The 17762-nt window shown below is 31.4% G+C and carries 19 protein-coding genes; 10 read left to right on the forward strand and 9 right to left on the reverse strand.

What is annotated here, in order from left to right:
* Positions 1-144: 144 nt before the first annotated feature.
* From H4K33_RS05815 to H4K33_RS05830, 4 genes are all read right to left on the reverse strand, one after another.
* On the reverse strand, positions 145-906 hold the full coding sequence (locus H4K33_RS05815; RefSeq protein WP_182647531.1) for a hypothetical protein: 762 nt from the start codon (positions 904-906) through the stop codon (positions 145-147).
* 201 nt (positions 907-1107) lie between these two features.
* Positions 1108-1728 (reverse strand): hypothetical protein, encoded by a 621-nt coding sequence (locus H4K33_RS05820; protein ID WP_182647532.1) that lies wholly within the window; start codon positions 1726-1728, stop codon positions 1108-1110.
* 301 nt (positions 1729-2029) lie between these two features.
* Positions 2030-2500 carry a lipocalin family protein gene (locus tag H4K33_RS05825; protein ID WP_182647533.1) on the reverse strand — a complete coding sequence of 157 codons (471 nt, stop codon included), beginning with the start codon at positions 2498-2500 and terminating at the stop codon, positions 2030-2032.
* A gap of 82 nt (positions 2501-2582) precedes the next feature.
* A complete protein-coding gene (locus H4K33_RS05830) occupies positions 2583-3440 on the reverse strand; it encodes a carboxypeptidase-like regulatory domain-containing protein (RefSeq protein ID WP_182647534.1) in 858 nt (285 codons plus the stop codon).
* A 1141-nt stretch (positions 3441-4581) separates the two neighbouring features.
* Between H4K33_RS05830 and H4K33_RS05835 the strand changes: the two genes are divergently transcribed.
* Entirely contained in the window at positions 4582-5853 is a 1272-nt protein-coding gene (locus tag H4K33_RS05835; protein ID WP_182647535.1) for a site-specific integrase, read from the forward strand.
* The gene (locus H4K33_RS05840; RefSeq protein WP_010254002.1) at positions 5850-6737 is read left to right on the forward strand and encodes a hypothetical protein; all 888 of its coding nucleotides are present in this window, start codon (positions 5850-5852) and stop codon (positions 6735-6737) included. The genes H4K33_RS05835 and H4K33_RS05840 overlap by 4 nt, the downstream gene beginning before the upstream one ends.
* An 11-nt stretch (positions 6738-6748) precedes the next feature.
* Here H4K33_RS05840 and H4K33_RS05845 read toward each other — a convergent pair whose 3' ends face one another.
* Positions 6749-7771, reverse strand: coding sequence for a hypothetical protein (locus tag H4K33_RS05845; protein ID WP_010254000.1), 1023 nt, complete (start codon positions 7769-7771; stop codon positions 6749-6751).
* A 283-nt stretch (positions 7772-8054) separates the two neighbouring features.
* Here H4K33_RS05845 and H4K33_RS05850 point away from each other — a divergent pair, with 283 nt between their 5' ends.
* The 7 genes from H4K33_RS05850 (at position 8055) to H4K33_RS05880 (ending at position 13021) form a co-directional block, all read left to right on the forward strand.
* Positions 8055-8354 carry a DUF3853 family protein gene (locus tag H4K33_RS05850; RefSeq protein WP_010253998.1) on the forward strand — a complete coding sequence of 100 codons (300 nt, stop codon included), beginning with the start codon at positions 8055-8057 and terminating at the stop codon, positions 8352-8354.
* 66 nt (positions 8355-8420) lie between these two features.
* Positions 8421-9653, forward strand: coding sequence for a primase-helicase family protein (locus H4K33_RS05855; protein ID WP_182647536.1), 1233 nt, complete (start codon positions 8421-8423; stop codon positions 9651-9653).
* Between the two features lie 218 nt (positions 9654-9871).
* Positions 9872-10759 carry a CHC2 zinc finger domain-containing protein gene (locus tag H4K33_RS05860; RefSeq protein ID WP_182647537.1) on the forward strand — a complete coding sequence of 296 codons (888 nt, stop codon included), beginning with the start codon at positions 9872-9874 and terminating at the stop codon, positions 10757-10759.
* Between the two features lie 177 nt (positions 10760-10936).
* Positions 10937-11236, forward strand: coding sequence for a mobilization protein (locus H4K33_RS05865; RefSeq protein ID WP_182647538.1), 300 nt, complete (start codon positions 10937-10939; stop codon positions 11234-11236).
* A gap of 1 nt (position 11237) precedes the next feature.
* Positions 11238-12158 carry a relaxase/mobilization nuclease domain-containing protein gene (locus H4K33_RS05870; RefSeq protein ID WP_182647539.1) on the forward strand — a complete coding sequence of 307 codons (921 nt, stop codon included), beginning with the start codon at positions 11238-11240 and terminating at the stop codon, positions 12156-12158.
* 2 nt (positions 12159-12160) lie between these two features.
* A complete protein-coding gene (locus H4K33_RS05875) occupies positions 12161-12508 on the forward strand; it encodes a hypothetical protein (protein ID WP_182647540.1) in 348 nt (115 codons plus the stop codon).
* Positions 12509-12622: 114 nt separating this feature from the next.
* Positions 12623-13021: a helix-turn-helix transcriptional regulator gene (locus H4K33_RS05880; RefSeq protein WP_182647541.1), complete on the forward strand. Its 399-nt coding sequence runs from the start codon at positions 12623-12625 to the stop codon at positions 13019-13021.
* A 117-nt stretch (positions 13022-13138) separates the two neighbouring features.
* On the opposite strand, the gene H4K33_RS05885 is transcribed toward H4K33_RS05880, so the two are convergent.
* The 4 genes from H4K33_RS05885 to H4K33_RS05900 form a co-directional block, all read right to left on the reverse strand.
* Positions 13139-13840 carry an FRG domain-containing protein gene (locus tag H4K33_RS05885; RefSeq protein WP_182647542.1) on the reverse strand — a complete coding sequence of 234 codons (702 nt, stop codon included), beginning with the start codon at positions 13838-13840 and terminating at the stop codon, positions 13139-13141.
* A 138-nt stretch (positions 13841-13978) separates the two neighbouring features.
* Complete coding sequence (locus H4K33_RS05890) at positions 13979-14521, reverse strand: hypothetical protein (protein ID WP_182647543.1); 543 nt, start codon at positions 14519-14521, stop codon at positions 13979-13981.
* A gap of 2 nt (positions 14522-14523) precedes the next feature.
* Positions 14524-15054 carry a hypothetical protein gene (locus tag H4K33_RS05895; protein WP_182647544.1) on the reverse strand — a complete coding sequence of 177 codons (531 nt, stop codon included), beginning with the start codon at positions 15052-15054 and terminating at the stop codon, positions 14524-14526.
* Between the two features lie 84 nt (positions 15055-15138).
* Entirely contained in the window at positions 15139-15795 is a 657-nt protein-coding gene (locus H4K33_RS05900) for a hypothetical protein (protein ID WP_182647545.1), read from the reverse strand.
* A gap of 142 nt (positions 15796-15937) precedes the next feature.
* Here H4K33_RS05900 and H4K33_RS05905 point away from each other — a divergent pair, with 142 nt between their 5' ends.
* Positions 15938-17608: a hypothetical protein gene (locus H4K33_RS05905; RefSeq protein WP_182647546.1), complete on the forward strand. Its 1671-nt coding sequence runs from the start codon at positions 15938-15940 to the stop codon at positions 17606-17608.
* Positions 17609-17762 lie beyond the last annotated feature (154 nt).

Consider the following 17762-nt stretch of genomic DNA (forward strand, 5'->3'; position numbering starts at 1 on the left):
TTCAGCAACACCGCTAGTAAATTCATTGAGCGTGCTAAATTAACATAAAAGTTGTGATAATTGGGATTTCAATGAAAAAGAAAAAGACGCATTGCAGGGAGATCGTCTTACGTTCCTGTTGAGGTAAACCTATGTTATTGGTAGTTAGTTGTTTTCAAATACAGTATTTTTTACTTTGTAGTGTTTCAACTTTTTCAATGGTTTTAATTTTTGTTTTAACTCTTCTGCATCATACTTGAAATAATCAATTTCAAAATGCTCAAGATTAGACAGTTTTTCAAGTCCGTCTAGACTTTCAAGGCTAACTGTTTTTCTACTTTCCATCGTTGATGCAAAAAGAGTTAGTGTTTTTAACTGTTTAAAATCCTCAATTCCATCAAATTTTGTAAGTTTTGCTGTGTAAGTTAGATGTAGGTGTTTGATCTTTTCTTTTTGTGTTTTAGTCAAGAAATGGAAATCAGTTATTTTATTTACACTGCTTAAAACAACAGTTTCCAATTGGTGTAAATAATCTAAACCCTTGAATGAAAAATCAGCTTTGCGAATATAGGAAATCAAGAGATGGGTAACGTTTGGAAAAAGTTCAAGTAGTTCTAGATCGGGCTGCTTGCAATTCCAAATGTTGAGGAATTTTACGTTTTCAAATACAGTTTTGTATTCTTTGAGTATTTTGAGTCCTTTTTGATCTAGTTTGTAATTGTTTATTGTTACAAATTTGATGTTGCTGTAATTCACAATGTTTCTCAAATCGTGGGTTTCAGGGAGAATATATAAAACCTCAGAATGAAATGCAGTTCTTGCAATGGCATTGCTTTTTTCTTCACTATCGTGAGGTAAAAAACAATCCGTTACGGTGGAAAGGAAATGAATAAAGTCGCTTGTGCTTTTTATGTCTTCGGTTTTCATCTGTGTGTTGGTAATATAGATTTTTAATTTTCTTGTGCTTGGTCAAGAGGTAATAGTAAAAGCAAAGCTTTAGAATAAAACCAATGAGAATACAAAATTAGAAATTGCAATGAGAACTCTCTTTTAGAATTTCGGGAATAGAAAGCTGAACTTTAAAAGTTCGCTTTACTCCATTATTGAACCAGAAGCTTTTTTGCTGTTTTAGGTATCCCAATTTCTTTCAATATATTTTATTTTCCACTTTCCATTTACCTTTTCTAAATACATGGATATACCGGAACTAATTTCATCAGAGTAATAGTCAAATTCTAAGTATGCTTTAGTATTATCTTTTGAAAATATTGGAATAGAAAATTGAACATATTTTTCAATTACTTTTAAACTTTCAGTTAATTCGACAGTAGTAAATTTTTGAGTTACCCTTTTTGGGATTTTGAGTGCTTTAATGGTTTCATTTTGCTTAACGATATCAAGAGAATCGTTTTTTAAGAAAAATGAGTTATCAATAGATTTTGATCCGTATAATTTTTCGATGCAAACGCCTCCTAGCCTTGTGAATGTTTTCTCTGGGAATTGTATTTCTACTACTTCATCATTAGCTTTTATTTTTTCGAAGCATTTAGTGTTAACAATATTTTTTTTTAGATTTAAGCAGATCGGGAGCTTTTGTTCAGAATAAGAATCTCGTACCATTTCTAATCCTCTTTCTTCAAGTAAAGTTTGAATGATAATAATTGATTCTTGCTGTCGAATTACTTCTTCCTTCTTTTTTGAATTACAACTTAACAAGGTTAAAATAAATAGTAATAGAATATTTTTCATTTTTCTCAATTATTATTGTTCCCGTTGAATTCTGATAGTATAATACTATTGGGTAAATCTTGTTGTATGTTTTTATTACTAGTTCACTTTTACATAAATAGTTCCTATCTTTTTTTCTCTTTTAAAAGGAAAATAACAATAATAGTTAATATTAAATTAACAACTATTATAAACCCGATGTCTCGGATTTGTAATCCGTGACTTTATTTATACACACGAGCTACAAGTCCGCGCGATCGGGGGGTGTATTTGGATCTATTTTAGCTTGTGTAAAAGTATATGCTGAGGTATTAAATGTTTTTTATTTCACTTTTTTGCACCTAATCTCGGTATATTTAATTGCGTTATTTTCTTCATTTAGAGGATTGGGAAAGCTAGTCATAAAAACTACTTCATCTGAGGTTAGATTCGTTAAGAGCATCTCGTCTTTCATACCGTTATCGTCTAGGGTATGGATTGTATTGTTTTGAAGGGTGTATTGTAGATGAAGCACTTCTTCAAGGCATTGCCCATTAGGATCTTTACCTGTATACCTATGAACTTCTATTCGATCTGAAGTGAAAACCCAAGTTATCGGTCCACAACCATATTCATCCTTAGGACTCGTATCTGCTAAGAATTTTGCTTCTCTATCGTAAAGCTTCGCTGAGGAGAGCTTCCAAGTTCCTACTAAATCTTCTAGCTCATACACTTTAGTCGCTTCTTGTTCTTTGCAACTTTGTAATCCCAAGGTCAAGACAACTAGTAGAAATAGGTTAACTATTTTTTTCATATCATGCTGTTTTAGTTCAAAAGTAAACCTCTCATAATCAGGTTAAATCCGTAAGATCGGGGTTAGTTGTATTCAAATAATTCTATTCAGTTTCCACTTCGGTTACATCTAAAAAAAGTGTCATATCTTGTTTTAATTTCTTCCCTGGCCTATCACCAGCTCTTTTGAATATTCCATCTCTGTTTTTTCCCGTCTTATAGGTAATTCCAAAACACTTTGGTGACTCACCTTCTATTAAACCACCAATCCATTCTAGCGTAACGCCTAATTCTTTTTTATCTTTTATAACTAAATTATAGCGGTCAAGATCTAGCTCAAATAAACCTTTTTGTTCTTCTTCAACTGTGATAATAATATCTTCTCTATTGAGTAATTGCCCCAATTCGCCCTGATCTACCTCATAAAATTTTAGACGCAATTTGACCATTTTATATTCATTGCAACCTATAGCAAAGCTAATTTTATTGATCAAAAAATCATTCTCAATATCGAAAATCATTCCTTGTTCCACACCTAGTAAATCATCCACTGAAGTATCGTGAATACTATAAAACTTCATCAACATTTTTCCAACTTCATCATTGCCAATTCTAAACTTTTTAATTTGTTTTTTTACAATTAAGATTTCATGTAAAACATCAGATTTTGGAACCAAATAAATGGTGGGATTATGTATAAGAGTATTGACAGAAACTATGTAATCTTCGTATCCTATCATCGAAATTTTGATCTTATCGCTATCCTTTAAATACGTATTGCTTTTTATTTTATAAGTTCCATCCTCCCTTGAAACAGTCCCTAGTGTTTTACCAACTACCTCCAATGACACATAGGCAAGTATGCTGTGATCTTCTGCATCTTTTATTGTACCAGTAATATCTTGAGCTATGATCAAATTAGTCCAAATCAAACTAAGAAATAGTAGTAAAAATCTATTCATATTGTTCTATAAATTAAATAGTTAAAAAATAAGCATCTTACATGTCTTTGGAAGTTGCTTAAAGCTCATTTCAAGTGGATAAAGTTCTCTAAGACAAGAGGTTTTTCCCCAGTTGATGACCAACAGAAATACTTTATCCGTGACTTTATTTATACACACAAGCTAAAAGTCCGCCTAATCAAGTTAAACCTTGTTCAATTAAGCTTAAAGCGAGAGTGTACTCCCGTATATATTAAACACAGCCTCAAGATAATTATTTAAATCTGGATATTACATGCCAAACTGAAATAATTATGTTGTATGTACAGCCACCTTTTCTTTTACAATTTAGCGCACGGATTTGCACCGAGGCTTTAGCTGAATTGAATGAAGTTAAATCTGCGCGATCGGGGGGTATTACTTTTTTTTAGAGTCACAGCTAGTAGCTAGCTTTACTACTGCACTTGATACAAAACTAAAAAAAACAGAAAAACAAAGACAATTCCCCTTTGTGTTCTCTACCATTTATGGGATAAAACAAGTGTTTTTTACCTTTCTTTTCTGAATTAAAAAAATAAGTAATTGGTTTTTAATAGCTTATAATGTATTAGGTAAAAAGCATATATAGGGTTTGTAAGGGAATAGTTAATAGCAGCAAGGGTTTTGGACTTTTTACTAATACTATCCCTTGCTATTCTTTTACAATCTCTTTGCCATATACCTATAATCTCACACTTTACTAATCTGTTAATCAACGTTTGTTGCACTACTAGTTCTTCCACAGCGTGATGTCAGCACAAGATGTAGCTCTTCGTTGCATTAGGGTGATTACTTGGGAGATTTTCATGTATTCAGGACAAACCAATTGGAGTAGTGTAGGGGGAGTGGGCCATTCACTCAATAACCTGAAATTTTATTTCAAAAGAACGAAGGGACAGGACATCCCAATAAGACAAATAGATATAAAAAAACCGATAACTCTCGTTATCGGTTTTCTTTGCGGAGAAAGAGGGATTATAACCTATATATTAATAGACTTCTTTTAAATATTATTTACTTATATATCAATAAGTTAAAAAATGGAGTGTTTTATAAAATGTGATTAGATAGTATATGATAGTATAAAAATTGGGTGTATATTTGGGTGTAAATACCTATCATTATGACTATAAAAAGAAAAGTAACTTTCGCTATTGAAAAAAGAAAAAAGGACAATATTCTTGTAGTTGAGAATGTTCCTATCAGAGCTCGTGTTGTGTATAATGGTGGACGAGTTGAGCTCTTTACGGGTTATCGAATTGATGCATCCAAATGGGATGAACAAAAAGAAAGAGTCCGTAATGGTTGTACCAACAAACTTAAACAAAGTTCATCAGAAATCAACACTGCAATTAGTGAACTATCTACAATCATTGATAGAATCTTTAAAGAGTTTGAGCTAAAGAATGAGATGCCTTCTTTTAAAATCTTTAAAGATGAAGTAAAACGATACTCAGATAAACAAACAATATCTGCTACAGAAAAGAATCTCTTTACTGCTTTTGATGAGTTTGTAAAAAGTAGTGGTAAACGCAACGATTGGACTGATGCTACCTACACCAAGTTTAACACAGTTCGTTCGCATCTAAGTAACTTTAAGAGTAATTTTCAGTTTTCTGATATCAATGAGAAAGTACTCCTTGATTACGTTACCTTTCTTAGAGAAAAGAAATTAATGAGAAACAGCACCATTGAAAAACAGATTAGCTTTTTAAAGTGGTTTTTAAAATGGTGTAGAAGTAACAACTACACTATTGCATATAACTTTGAAAGCTTTAAACCCAAGCTTAAGGAAACCTCTAAGCGTATCATTTTCTTGACTCAAGAAGAACTAGAGAAAATCAAGGCAAAAGACTTAAGTGACAAACCTTATTTAGACAGAGTGCGTGATGTACTTCTTTTTTGTTGCTATACGGGACTTAGATATTCAGATGCTTATAATCTTACCAAACAGGACATTAACAATGATGTAATTGAGTTTGTAACCAAGAAAACAAACGATCTTCTACGAGTGGAACTAAATAAACACAGTCGAGCTATTTTAGATAAATATAAAGATGTACCTTTTGAAGATGATAAAGCACTACCTGTTATCTCTAATCAAAAGATGAATGACTATGTTAAAACACTTGGTCAAGAAGCTGGGATAGATGAGCCTATTAGAGAAACATATTATCAGGGAAATAAACGAATTGATGAAGTAAAACCTAAACATGAACATCTTAGTACTCACGTAGGAAGAAGAACCTTTATATGTACTGCTTTATCTTTGGGAATACCTGTACAAGTAGTAATGAAATGGACAGGACATTCTGATTATAAATCTATGAAACCGTATATTGATGTAGCCGATACAATCAAAGCTAATGCAATGACTAAATTTGATACGATATGAGCGATATAACTTCCATTAAGCTAAGTCAGTACTCTAAATTATTAGATAGGCTTTTAAATGAGCTAAAAACAGATAAATTCGTTAATGATATTTGGCAATGTTATAAGCAAGAATCTTATACTATCGTTTATAAAGAACTTGATTCAATCGATTTTGAAGTTTTGCTCATTGAGCTTAGAAATAACAACTTCTCAAAAGGAGTTTTATACAACATCGTTTCAATTATAGACAAGCTTAATTTACTGTTTGAAGAGTATAATACTCAGATACAAAGCTTAGATTTATATAAGCTATATCACAAGGTTTATATATCACATTTTTTTGATGACAAGATTAAACTTGCCATTGAAGATTTAAAACATGTACAAGAAAGAGAAATTCCTTTAGAAGCGCCTAAGAATCTTAATGAAGTAGATATTGAATACTTTAAAAATGAACTAGAGAAAATTAGAAATGAAAAGTTCCTATTCGAAAAAGAGAATACTCATCTGCTAACGGACTATTATAGTTTGTTTAAAAGTCATATCAGTAAAACCAAAGGTTGGATTACAACCTACTTTCCAGAGGAACGATTAAACTTAGACGATGATATTTTTACAAGTATGCAAGTTAACCTTCTTTATGAAGAGTGTATCTTGATGCAATGCTTCACAACTAATGATTTGAGTTTTGAAGATTTCTATCTAATTTTAAATAGAAGAAAACCTAAAACTCCCTTTACTCAATCTTTTAAACAAGTAACCAAGTTTGCTAAAGAGTTAAAGCCATATACAGATAAGGTTGATAAACAAATTAAAGACCATTGGAGAGAATTTGTTTGTAGTGAGCTTAATTTAAATGTGAATACAATTAAGTCTTATGGGCATAGAACGAAGCTATATTAAAATACTTTAAATTAATAATATTCCTTTTTTTTAAATGTTTTAAGAAAAGTAAAAAACTCATCAAAGTCAACTTCATTTGTTAATAATCCATCAAGATAGTATTTGGATTCATCTTCAAATTTTCTTGAATTATAAGGAGAGCCTTTAGCTGCAATGATAAAATTATACTTAGATAGGTATCTAATACGAAGTTCAGCATCACTTGCGTCTATTATTTTACCCCATACTTTAGTTGCTCCATCCTCATAGTGTTCTCTTTTTATTGGTTTTTTCCAAAATAGTAAATACTTTATTAATCCATACTCCTCTTGATAGTAACCAAATTCTTTGATATACTTTTGAATTTCTTCCTTTGAAATTTCTCTCACCCCAGTAGGAAGTTCAGCAGAAGTTTCTACATAGACAAAGTCTCTAAAATATGAGTCTCCATGATATGCTGCAATTTTTTTTATTTTTAACTGACTAATATCCATTAAAACTTTACTTCTCCCTATTTTATTAAATTTACTTATAAAGAATGAAGAAGTCCCTCTAAACCACCAAATTGGGTCACTTTCACAATTAAGTGTACCATTTTTATATGTTAAAGGGTTTTGTAGCAACATTTGTAGTCTATTGGTTGATTCTGAAGGACTATTAAACCATTCTAATCCTCTTAATCCGGGAAAAGTTTTGGCCATCCTGGATGAAAATAAAGTCGTTGAAGGTTCTGATGCATTAGGTCTTTCTTCTTTTATACTATTTTCTTTATAAAATATTTTTTTCTTTACATTAGATAAAAATAAAAGAAGATAGTTTATAATTAATATTATTAAAACGAGAGATGTTAATAAAAAAATCCACATAGATATTTCTATTCTAATCAACAAGAAAGTTCTTATTGATTCATAAATTTCTTTTAATGAAATACTTAAAATAATTTTCTTCATCAAATAAAATAACCCTCCTAAAACCGCAAGTACTCCAGATGCGATTACTTTACTCCAAACAGGATCTTTCCAGTATTCCTTTATTTTATCTTTTATCTTATCCATTACTATCTGATATCTTTATTTTATAAAAACAATTTACTCTTTTGAAAAAGCAAATCTACTAATAAATAGAATCGATATTAATCTATTAGGGTGGTTTAAAGTCTACTTTAAAAAAACAAGGTATTTAAAATCACACATTAAATATTTAATTAAATACAATATATTTATTATCAAGACTTTGTGTTTAATTACAATTCCATTTATCACATACTGTCACAGAGTTTGATAGGTAGTTTTACAATGTTCGAACAAAGCAATTGTACAACCTAAAAAACTTTATAACATGTATTTAAACGAATTAAAAGAAAAGCCTGTTTGGCAAATGACGGGGCAAGAGCTATTAAACTTATTAAAAGAAGTAGCTATAAACGAATCACCAAATTCTACTACCAACCAATCAAAAGAGACTCTTAGTAAACGTTACGTTTATGGAATACGAGGTATAGCTGAATTATTTGGTTGCAGTATATCTACTGCCAACAAAATAAAAAAAGATGGTAAAATCAAAAGTGCAATCTTGCAGTATGGTAGAAAGATCATTGTAGATGCCGAGCTGGCATTAGAACTCTTTTCAAAGAAGTAAAAGGATAACTACTACAAAACATCCTTTGTAAGAATTATAATCAATTAATTTAAATCAAGAAGTATTATGTCCTTAGATATACCTTATATCCGAGTAGGAACTTCTTATTTTAAAATTATCGAAAAACCGTTAATATCGGGCGATAAAGTTAAAGTAAGGGTTCGTTGGAACCGTGAAACTATTGTGTCGGATCACGGAAAGTCCTACTTGGAAAACATTTTAAAACTAGATGGGTTCTGCTGTATTCCTGATCATCTAAACTATCAGCTCTTAGTAGATAACTTTTACAATACCTATCATGAACTTCCAATAAAGCCAAGTGAAGAAAAGTTGAGTTTACAGCAATTAGAGAACAACATACCCAATTCTTTACACTTTGTAAAGCACATCTTCGGTGAGCAGTATCTCTACGGATTAGATTACCTAAAGCTGTTATACGAACAGCCAACACAGCCTTTGCCTATACTTTGTTTGGTCAGCAAAGAAAGGGCAACAGGAAAGAGCTCTTTTATTAAGTGGCTTAAGACAATCTTTGGGCTTAATATGACCTATATCAAAGGAGATTCCTTTAGCTCTCAATTCAATGCCGATTGGGCAAGTATGTTACTTGTAGCTATAGACGAGGTCTTCTTTGACAGAAAAGAAATCACAGAACGCCTAAAGTATCTCTCCACCACCGATAAAGACAAAATAGAAGCCAAGGGAAAAGACAGACAAGAGATTGAGTTCTTTGCCAAGTTTATCCTGTGCTCAAACAACGAGGACAACTTTATTCAAATCGATGAAGAAGAAATCAGGTTTTGGATCCGAAAGATTAAGCCCATTGAATCCGAAGATGTCTTTTTTGTAAATAAACTCAAAAGTGAAATACCATATTTCATTGCGTTTTTGCTTCTAAGACCTTTAGAGTCGAAGCAAAAAACACGAATGTGGTTTACACCCAAGCAGATACTCACTGAGTCATTGTTAAAGCTAATCAGTAAAAACAAAGTTGAAGTAGCTATGATAGAGCTCATACACCTTTGTTTTGAGAAGATAGACGAACAATTACTTTGTATTGCCCCAAATGATATACTGCTTTTGCTTCGAAAAATAAACCCAAAGCTTTTTATCTCTGCAAGTGAAATAAGAAAGACTTTAAAAAAATGGAATTTCACTCCAGAAGATAACACAAAATCTTATCAAGGAATAGAACTTTTATCTCACGGAGAGTTTGTAAAAGTAGAACGCAGAGGACGGTATTATACCATAGAAAAACCTTTTTTCTATAAAACATTTGATGCTTTGATGCAAGAATAGATTAAACAGCTGATAAACAACACCTTGGCTTGCATCAAACTCTGCATCAAACTTAAAAAAGACCTTATTTGATGCAAGAGTGATGCAGAAAACAAAATCAGTTTGATGCAGTGATGCAAGACTGATGCAGGGTAATTAATTGAATTTCAATTAGATACGTGTTTTTTGCATCACTGCATCAAATAAAACACATTTTTAACCCTTTAACCCAAAAGACTATGAATTGCAATACAGCCAAACAAATAAGAATAATTGACCTACTTGAAAAGTTAGGTTATAGCCCCAAGAGAATAGCCAGTGAAAGTTGGTGGTATATCAGTCCGTTTAGACAGGAAAAAACACCTTCTTTTAAAGTCGACTTAGCCAAAAACCTTTATTACGATTTTGGAGAAGGTACTGGCGGAACAACGCTCGATTTTGTGATGCGTTATAATAATTGTGATCTAAAATCTGCTTTGAGCATTTTAGACAACAATGTTTTTTCATTTGTTCAGCCGACTGTTTTTAACATCCCCCCACAAAGTGAAAAGAATTATGAAATAATAGCCGTTACAGAGATAGTTAACCCTCATCTTATACAATATATCAAAAGTAGAAAACTGTGTCTTAAAACGGTTAAGAAGTATTGCAAACAGGTACACTATACGCTGAATAATAAATCGTATTACGCCATTGGATTTAAAAACGATGCGAACGGATATGAACTTAGAAACAAGTATGTAAAGATGTGTTTAGGATCTAAGGCTGTTTCTTATATCTGTAATAATTCTAAGAAAGTAATCCTCTTAGAATCTTGGAGTGATTTTATAAGCTTTTTGACTCTTTACCCAAATGCAGAATACCAATTCGATTATATCATACTCAATTCAGTTACAACACTAAATAGTACACTACTGAGTGAGTCTAATACTTACCTGTATAAGTTTGATAAAATTAAATACGAATTGATTGTTTGTCTTTTTGACAATGACAAGGCAGGTGATTTAGCCACTGAAAAAGCGCTTGATACTTATGGAAATAATGTTGTTGATGGACGCTTATTCTATCAAGAGTACAAAGACGTAAATGATTATTTACTAACTATTAACCCAGACAATTCGGTGTGAGAAGTACAGGGTGTTATTTGACTTGTGGATGCTGCAAAGGTGATTTGACCTGTGGATTATGCACTGTGATTTGACGTCCTAATTATCGAGATGTGTCTTTGTCCTTACAAATTGAAAATTTGAATCGGAACAAAGACCACTCGTTTTTCTCCCGAAGGTCGCAAAATTGGTAAGACGATGAAAAGAGAACACAAAATAGAATTTAGAGTTACCCTAACGGAATCTCTGCTTATAAAAAACAAAGCAGAGAAAATTGGCTGTAGCGTTTCTGAGTATTTACGCAGTACAGCTTTGGGGTATTCTATAAGTTATAAACTAACACAAGATGAGATTGAGGTTTACAAACTACTAAACAAGTTTGCTGATAACTTTAGAAGAATTGGCAACCTGTTTAAACTTGGTGATACTACAGGGGTTAAAGAAATTACTGTTGAAACAGCAAATCTTATTCGAGCTCATCTTCAAAAACTAAAGTAATATGATAGCTAAAGCAAAAACGTGTATTGGAGCAGCTGCTCTGTTTAATTATGTGATTAATCCAAACAAGGGTTATGAACTTGTTAGAAACAATCTTTCGGGGGAAACTCCGAAAGATATGTTTCAAACTATGCAGATACTGCAAAATCAAAACTCACGTTGTAAAAACAACACAATCTCTGTTGTTATTTCTCCTACTATCACAGATAGCAAGAAGATGACTGATAAAGATTTAAACAATCTTATCCATGATTTTTTAGTTGGTTTAAAGTTAGATCCAAAAAGCGCGCAGTACATTGCTTACATCCACACAGAAAAAGAGCATAAACACATTCATATACTCGCTAATCGCATTGATGAAAACGGAAAAGCGCTAAAGGATAATTATATCGGATTTCAAGCTCAACGAATCGCACATGAAATAGCTTTAAAGTATGGTTGGGCTTCTATAAGACAAGAAAACGAAAACAAGAAAGAGCAAATGAAGGCTAATCAGAAACAAGTAGCCCAAGAGATTAAAGAAGCGCATTACTTTGTTTTAAAAGAGCATCCTAAAAGTTTACAACGGTACATTGATATGATGCGGATGCATCAAATAGAGGTGAATCCAAGTGTAAACAAACAAGGGAATATTCAAGGGTATCGATTTATTCACTTACCTACTGGCACAAACTTAAAAGCAAGTGAGATTGACCGCAACCTAAAACTAAATGAACTGTTTGAAAATAGCATACCTAAACGAAATGATGATTTATTTCACACCGTTCTGTACAAAGATCAAGGCAAAGAAATTTCATTTGAGAATTGGAGTACCAATACAGTGAGTCTATTTAGTTTTCTAAACTCCCACAGCAATCACTATGAAGATTACGCCCCTGATATGACTAAAAAGAAAAAACGAAAACAAACACTAAACCTTTAACTATGGCCAAGAAACAACCTACACTTATAGAACTCACTGAGCTACTCTTTAAGCAAGTAGTTTACTTACAAGAAACAATGAAGCAAAATATCGCTCAGCAAACGGAGCTATCTAAAAGGATAAAGAATATTGAAGTGAAAGTAAACGTGTCTGAACTTAAAAAAGTAGAGGAAGAACAGACAGAACGGCTTCACTCTTATCTGAATCATTTTTGTGTTAGATTACAGGCAATTAATGAACAACATTACAAATTAAATAGGTCTATTAACTCAAAGAAGATTCTGTACTTAGTACTGCTTAATATCTTCTTTTTCTTGGTTGCTTGTTTGTGCATATACAAACTGAAATAGCAACATTGTTAGGTGAAGTATTTCAAATATTTAGTTTTTTGTGTAACTTTACAATTCAATCTTTTTTAAATCAATGGCTTTATCTTATGAGCCTTCTTAACTCATCTATTAATTATGGAACATAAAGTACACCAAGGAAGAAATGTAAAGCGTTTTAGAGAAATGCTTGGAATTAAACAAGAGGTTCTTGCCTTTGATTTAGGAGAGGATTGGAATCAAAAGAAGATATCTATGTTGGAACAGAAGGAAGTAATTGATAATTCATTACTACAACAGATTTCTAAGGTACTTAAAGTACCTGTTGAAGCTATTGAAAACTTTGATTCAGATCAAGTTCTAAACATTATCTCAAATACATTCCACGATCATTCAGTTCAAAATTATAATTGTGATATTAACCCTATTGAGACAATTGTACAATTACATAATGAAAAAATTGCTTTATATGAGCGTATGCTTAAAGAGAAAGAAGAAATGATGAACCGCTTAGAGAAACTGATTCAGAGTAAGTAAACATTAGTTTATATCGTATATAACAAAATAAAGGTAGAATTACTATGGATGGTATTCTACCTTTTTTAGATAGGCATCTTTATTTTCTTGAAATATAGTCGTATCAAAGATAACTTACTATTCAAAATCTTCTATCTCACTAGTATTCCAGTAAATATTACTACTATAATACCAATTTAAATGCCTTGATAATCCATCCAAATCAGGATAAATACTAAGATTATTTACGCCATAACTATGTAACATAATTAGAACTTCATTCTTCATTTTATGAGGAATTATAATTTTTTCTAATGCATTTTTTTCTAACACATCTTCCAATGGGATTTGAGGATTTTTATGCAATGTAAAATACCCATGTTGATTAGCTACTCTATTAATAGGTGTTGTTGGTTGTAATATATTGTAGTCTTCATTGATTTCATATAGATCATTGATTTCATTCTTTCTTTCCCTTCCATCATTAAAAACAAAAACAGCACCATCTTTATCAATATTTGTTTCTACTGCAAAAAATAAAGCCACTAAGGGATTTAATGACCAATCTAGTAATCTTGTAGCTAACCCTGTATGCTGAGCTATGGTAAGTAATTCTAAATCTGTAAAATTTTCCTTCTCTAAAAAAGCATTTGCTCTCCTCTTCCAATGCTTAAAGGCATCTTTATCTTTTGATGGTAAATAACCATCTCTCCCGCATTTAGGTATTAATGTCCATTTACTATTACTTTGTCCTCTGAAAAGCGCATACATAGTATTTTTTCTAATTTCCTCAAGTTTCTTATGTAAATCAATTGTGCTTTTTATCGTAATTTCTTTCATCTTTATTGGCTTTTTACAAAGATATCTAAATTTCACTTTACTAAAATAACATCATTTTTAAAAATGATGTTATTTTAATTAAAAGGAAACGAATTGTTCTTTTAATCTATATCATGTTGATTGTCTGAGATATTTACCTTATAAATAATATACTTTATCTCTTAATTGGATAAGTTTACAAGCATCCAATATCTTATGGAAGTTGAGTATTGAAACATTACAGTAATAGTCTTTATGACACTCACTATTAGCCATTGTAGCTAAGGTTAGATTAAAGAATGATTTATGGACTTGCTCTATAGTAAAACGGTCAAAAACAGTCTTAAAAACTAAATATGGGTTTTTAAACTCTTGTTCATTTAAGTATTTTATTCCTTTTAACTCTTCTTCAAATACTTTTGAAACAGTGAGCTCTTTATCGTTAAACTCATCAGGATTCAAATAGATTCTATATACTGCTTTGAATAGAGATTGTAAGACAGTACTATCATAGATAACAACAGAAGCGCTGACTTTATCATACATATTATGGCTTAGAGTATAGCAACAGTAGGAACGTATCTGTTCTTGGAAATATTCTACATCTGCAAGTTCTGTGAGCCAATTAAGTAGTTCATATGGACATTCAACTTCGTTTTTTGTCCAGTAATACGATTCTAATGAAAATACTTGTGTTGCCATAGCTATTCCATTCTTTCACATATTAACCAACATGCTTCTATCAATCTATTCACATTAATAAATGAAACATTGATTTCTACTGAAGGCGGTTCTATAAAATTTCCAAGTGCAAACTCTATAATTTCAAACAAATCGATCTCTATATCAATTACTGATTGCTTTTCAAAAACATCATCAAACACTAAGTAAGGGTTTAAATATTCATCAAATGACAACGCTCCCAAAAATACAGTAGCCATCGGTACAATTGATTTATTTAATGGCTTTATGGTATAGTACTTGCTTGAGTTACTTCGTATTTTGTAACTTCCTCGTACGATTGAACGCAATACAGAATAGATTAAGAAAACTACGTGAGGATTCTCTTGGTGATATATTTCACTCTTATGAGTATAAACCATTAGCTCACTTAGATATTGTTTTAATTCAGAAGGAATTACAACATTAAATAAACGTGGTAACATATCATAAGGGTTCTTGATAGGCTCTCTATACCATATATGAGCCTCTAAGGAAAGTTTTACTGTTTTCATAATGTAAGTATTTAAAGTTTTATTTAAAAGTACCTTTCTGTGCAATAGTAAACTATTCTATATCAGAGATAAAATATGTGTTCATTACATTTCAAGATTATCTTTATCAGCATTTAATTCAACTATACAAGCGATCAAATCAATGAATACACGTATCATCCCAAACCAAATAACTATTTCCTTGTTATATTGCATTACAGAATTGTCAGTGAATAAATTATCCTTTTCTAACATTGATATATCTTCGTTAGAAAACAATTTAGTTATGATTTTGTAGTTATCTTCACCAACTACAAGGATTACGAGGTTGTAAATGTGAGTCATAAAGTACTTGAAACCTAACATATTTATAATGCTTTCGATTGCGTAAATCCTGAAGTTATTCTTCTCAGCAACTTCTTGTCTATGCTTGTTATAGTCAACTAACTTACCCTCTTTGATTAGTTCAAAAGCGCAACTAATAAGTAATTGTAATGCCATTAGCATATTTGCAACTTCAAATTCAAACTTATCATTCTCTTCGAACTCAACTTTCCGTTTTAAAAGATTTTCAATCCCATATTCTTCAATATACTTTGGGTAGTTATTGTAATGCTCCATTACAATTGGATTGTTTAACGCAAACAATATGTTTTCTATCATTTGCAATAGAATAGCTTCATCTTCACTGATAATACTTACAATCTTACTTGCTTGCTCTTGATTGTGTACAAGCCTCTTAACACTCTCTTTATTATTCATGATAATATAATTTTAGGTTTATAAATTTGCCCCCTTTACAAAGGATAAGCTATTCGTTTATAAACTATAATATCCTTTATTCGAATAGATTACCATAAATCAAGGTAAGAACTTGCAGTAGTTAACCTTAAATACTGTAATTATGAAATCAATCATTAACAAGCTTGCAAGTTTGAAAATATCAAGTGAACTAAGACACGAACTTGAAGAGCTAATCGAAAAAAAATTAGTGGGGTACATTTTCTACTCAAAGGAGAACCTACTCAATCATCCAATTTTCACTCTTTGCTTTTATGATACTGTTGAACTAAATAATATCCGTAGGAGTAAATGGATTACTAAGGGTATTAATCACTATCAGGTAAACATATACTGTTTGTGTATCAAAGACTTTTATCAGTCTGACTCTTTTCAGAATATAATGTATTCAACATTAAATTGCCAAAAAGAGGATCTTGTTTATGGTTCTTTACTTGATAGCGAACCTTTGTTTAATTTACATCGTTCTAAACAAGAAGAAATTGACTTTGAAAAGTTTGTTAGCAAATGGTTTATAAAGCTCTACAAGAGAAACAATAAGTTTTTAAAGTCTTTAAAAAAGGAGTTGAAAGCTAACCTCATAGATGAACAATCAGCTATGCTTGGTATAAAGCAAGTAATACAAGATACTAAAGAAAGAGTTCAACCTATATTATCAGCGAGTATTCAGTGTAGTACTGCTTCTTTTTTAAATTTCGTATTTAGTCATTGTTCTACAGTACAAGATATTTTCAAAGAGGACTTTGATTTTTATGCGAGAGATATGACTTCATTATTTAGAGAAGAACTAAAACCAAAGAAAAATGCTGAACATACAGCCCCTGAACAGCAACCATTGGTAGGATATTTACTTAATATAGCTCAGGATTTTTTAGAAGCAATGTATGTAGAAATACCTCAGAGAATACTTAGCAAGTATAAGCTTATGGTCAACAAACAAAAATTACTCTCCCTAAATAATCCTAAACAAATAACGGAAATACAAGAAGAACTTGAAGAGCGGACAAGAAAGGCTTTAGAGAAATATAAAAAGGTAGATTCATTTTATCTGATAAGCAGAAAGACTCACGATCAGATACTATTAACCTCTGAGGATCCCACTCCACATAAATTACATTTACTGCTACTTGCCAGTATAGAGACGTTGCACATCAATGAAGAGGGGAATATAAGGCAGTATGTTAATGCTTATACAGAAGATTTGGTAGATGTAACGGTAATCTTGATTAAAAAATCAAATTGGCATTTACATATACCTGTTTACCACTCTTTCTTTAAACAGAATATAACAGAGGATAAGCTGTGGATTGGAGCACCACTAATAGCTGAGAATCCAGATTTAGAAACGTTTCCTGTAAGTGAACTTAAATTAAAGTTTTGGTCAGAGTGTAAATCAATGGTCAAACCAATTGTCAAAAAGCTCAGTTATCAAATAGAGGGCTGTCAAAGCGATGCTGATGTGATTTTCTATAAGTATGCCTTACAGCAACTTTCAATGGCTATACTCTTTGCTAAAATGGATTTTATGCCACAGATACATACTACAAATTACCTATGGCGTTTAATTCAATGGTATGCTCCCGAATTAGGTCTTGTTATTGACTGTAGTAAGGAAATAAAAGAAATGCTATTTGAAAATTACACATGCCTTAGAAATTATCCTAATATAAAATACCCTACAGTTAAATACACAGAAGAACAATGGAGCAAAGTTTATTATTTCATTGGTAGACTATATTCCTTTGCTAAAGAGTGTTATCAGACTAGAGATTAAGATACAATGATTTATAGGTTTATTTTTTATTAATAGTTGCACAAAGTTAGGCAATGCCTAGCGGTTCGCTAACAAGAAATTCCCCCATAAATGCTTGACTAAAGTCTTCGCTTTATTGCGTTGCTTCTTGCGCTCGCTAAGCCATTACCAATTG

It is taken from the genome of Myroides sp. WP-1 (genome assembly GCF_014145635.1).
In the GTDB taxonomy this organism is placed as follows: Bacteria; Bacteroidota; Bacteroidia; order Flavobacteriales; family Flavobacteriaceae; genus Flavobacterium.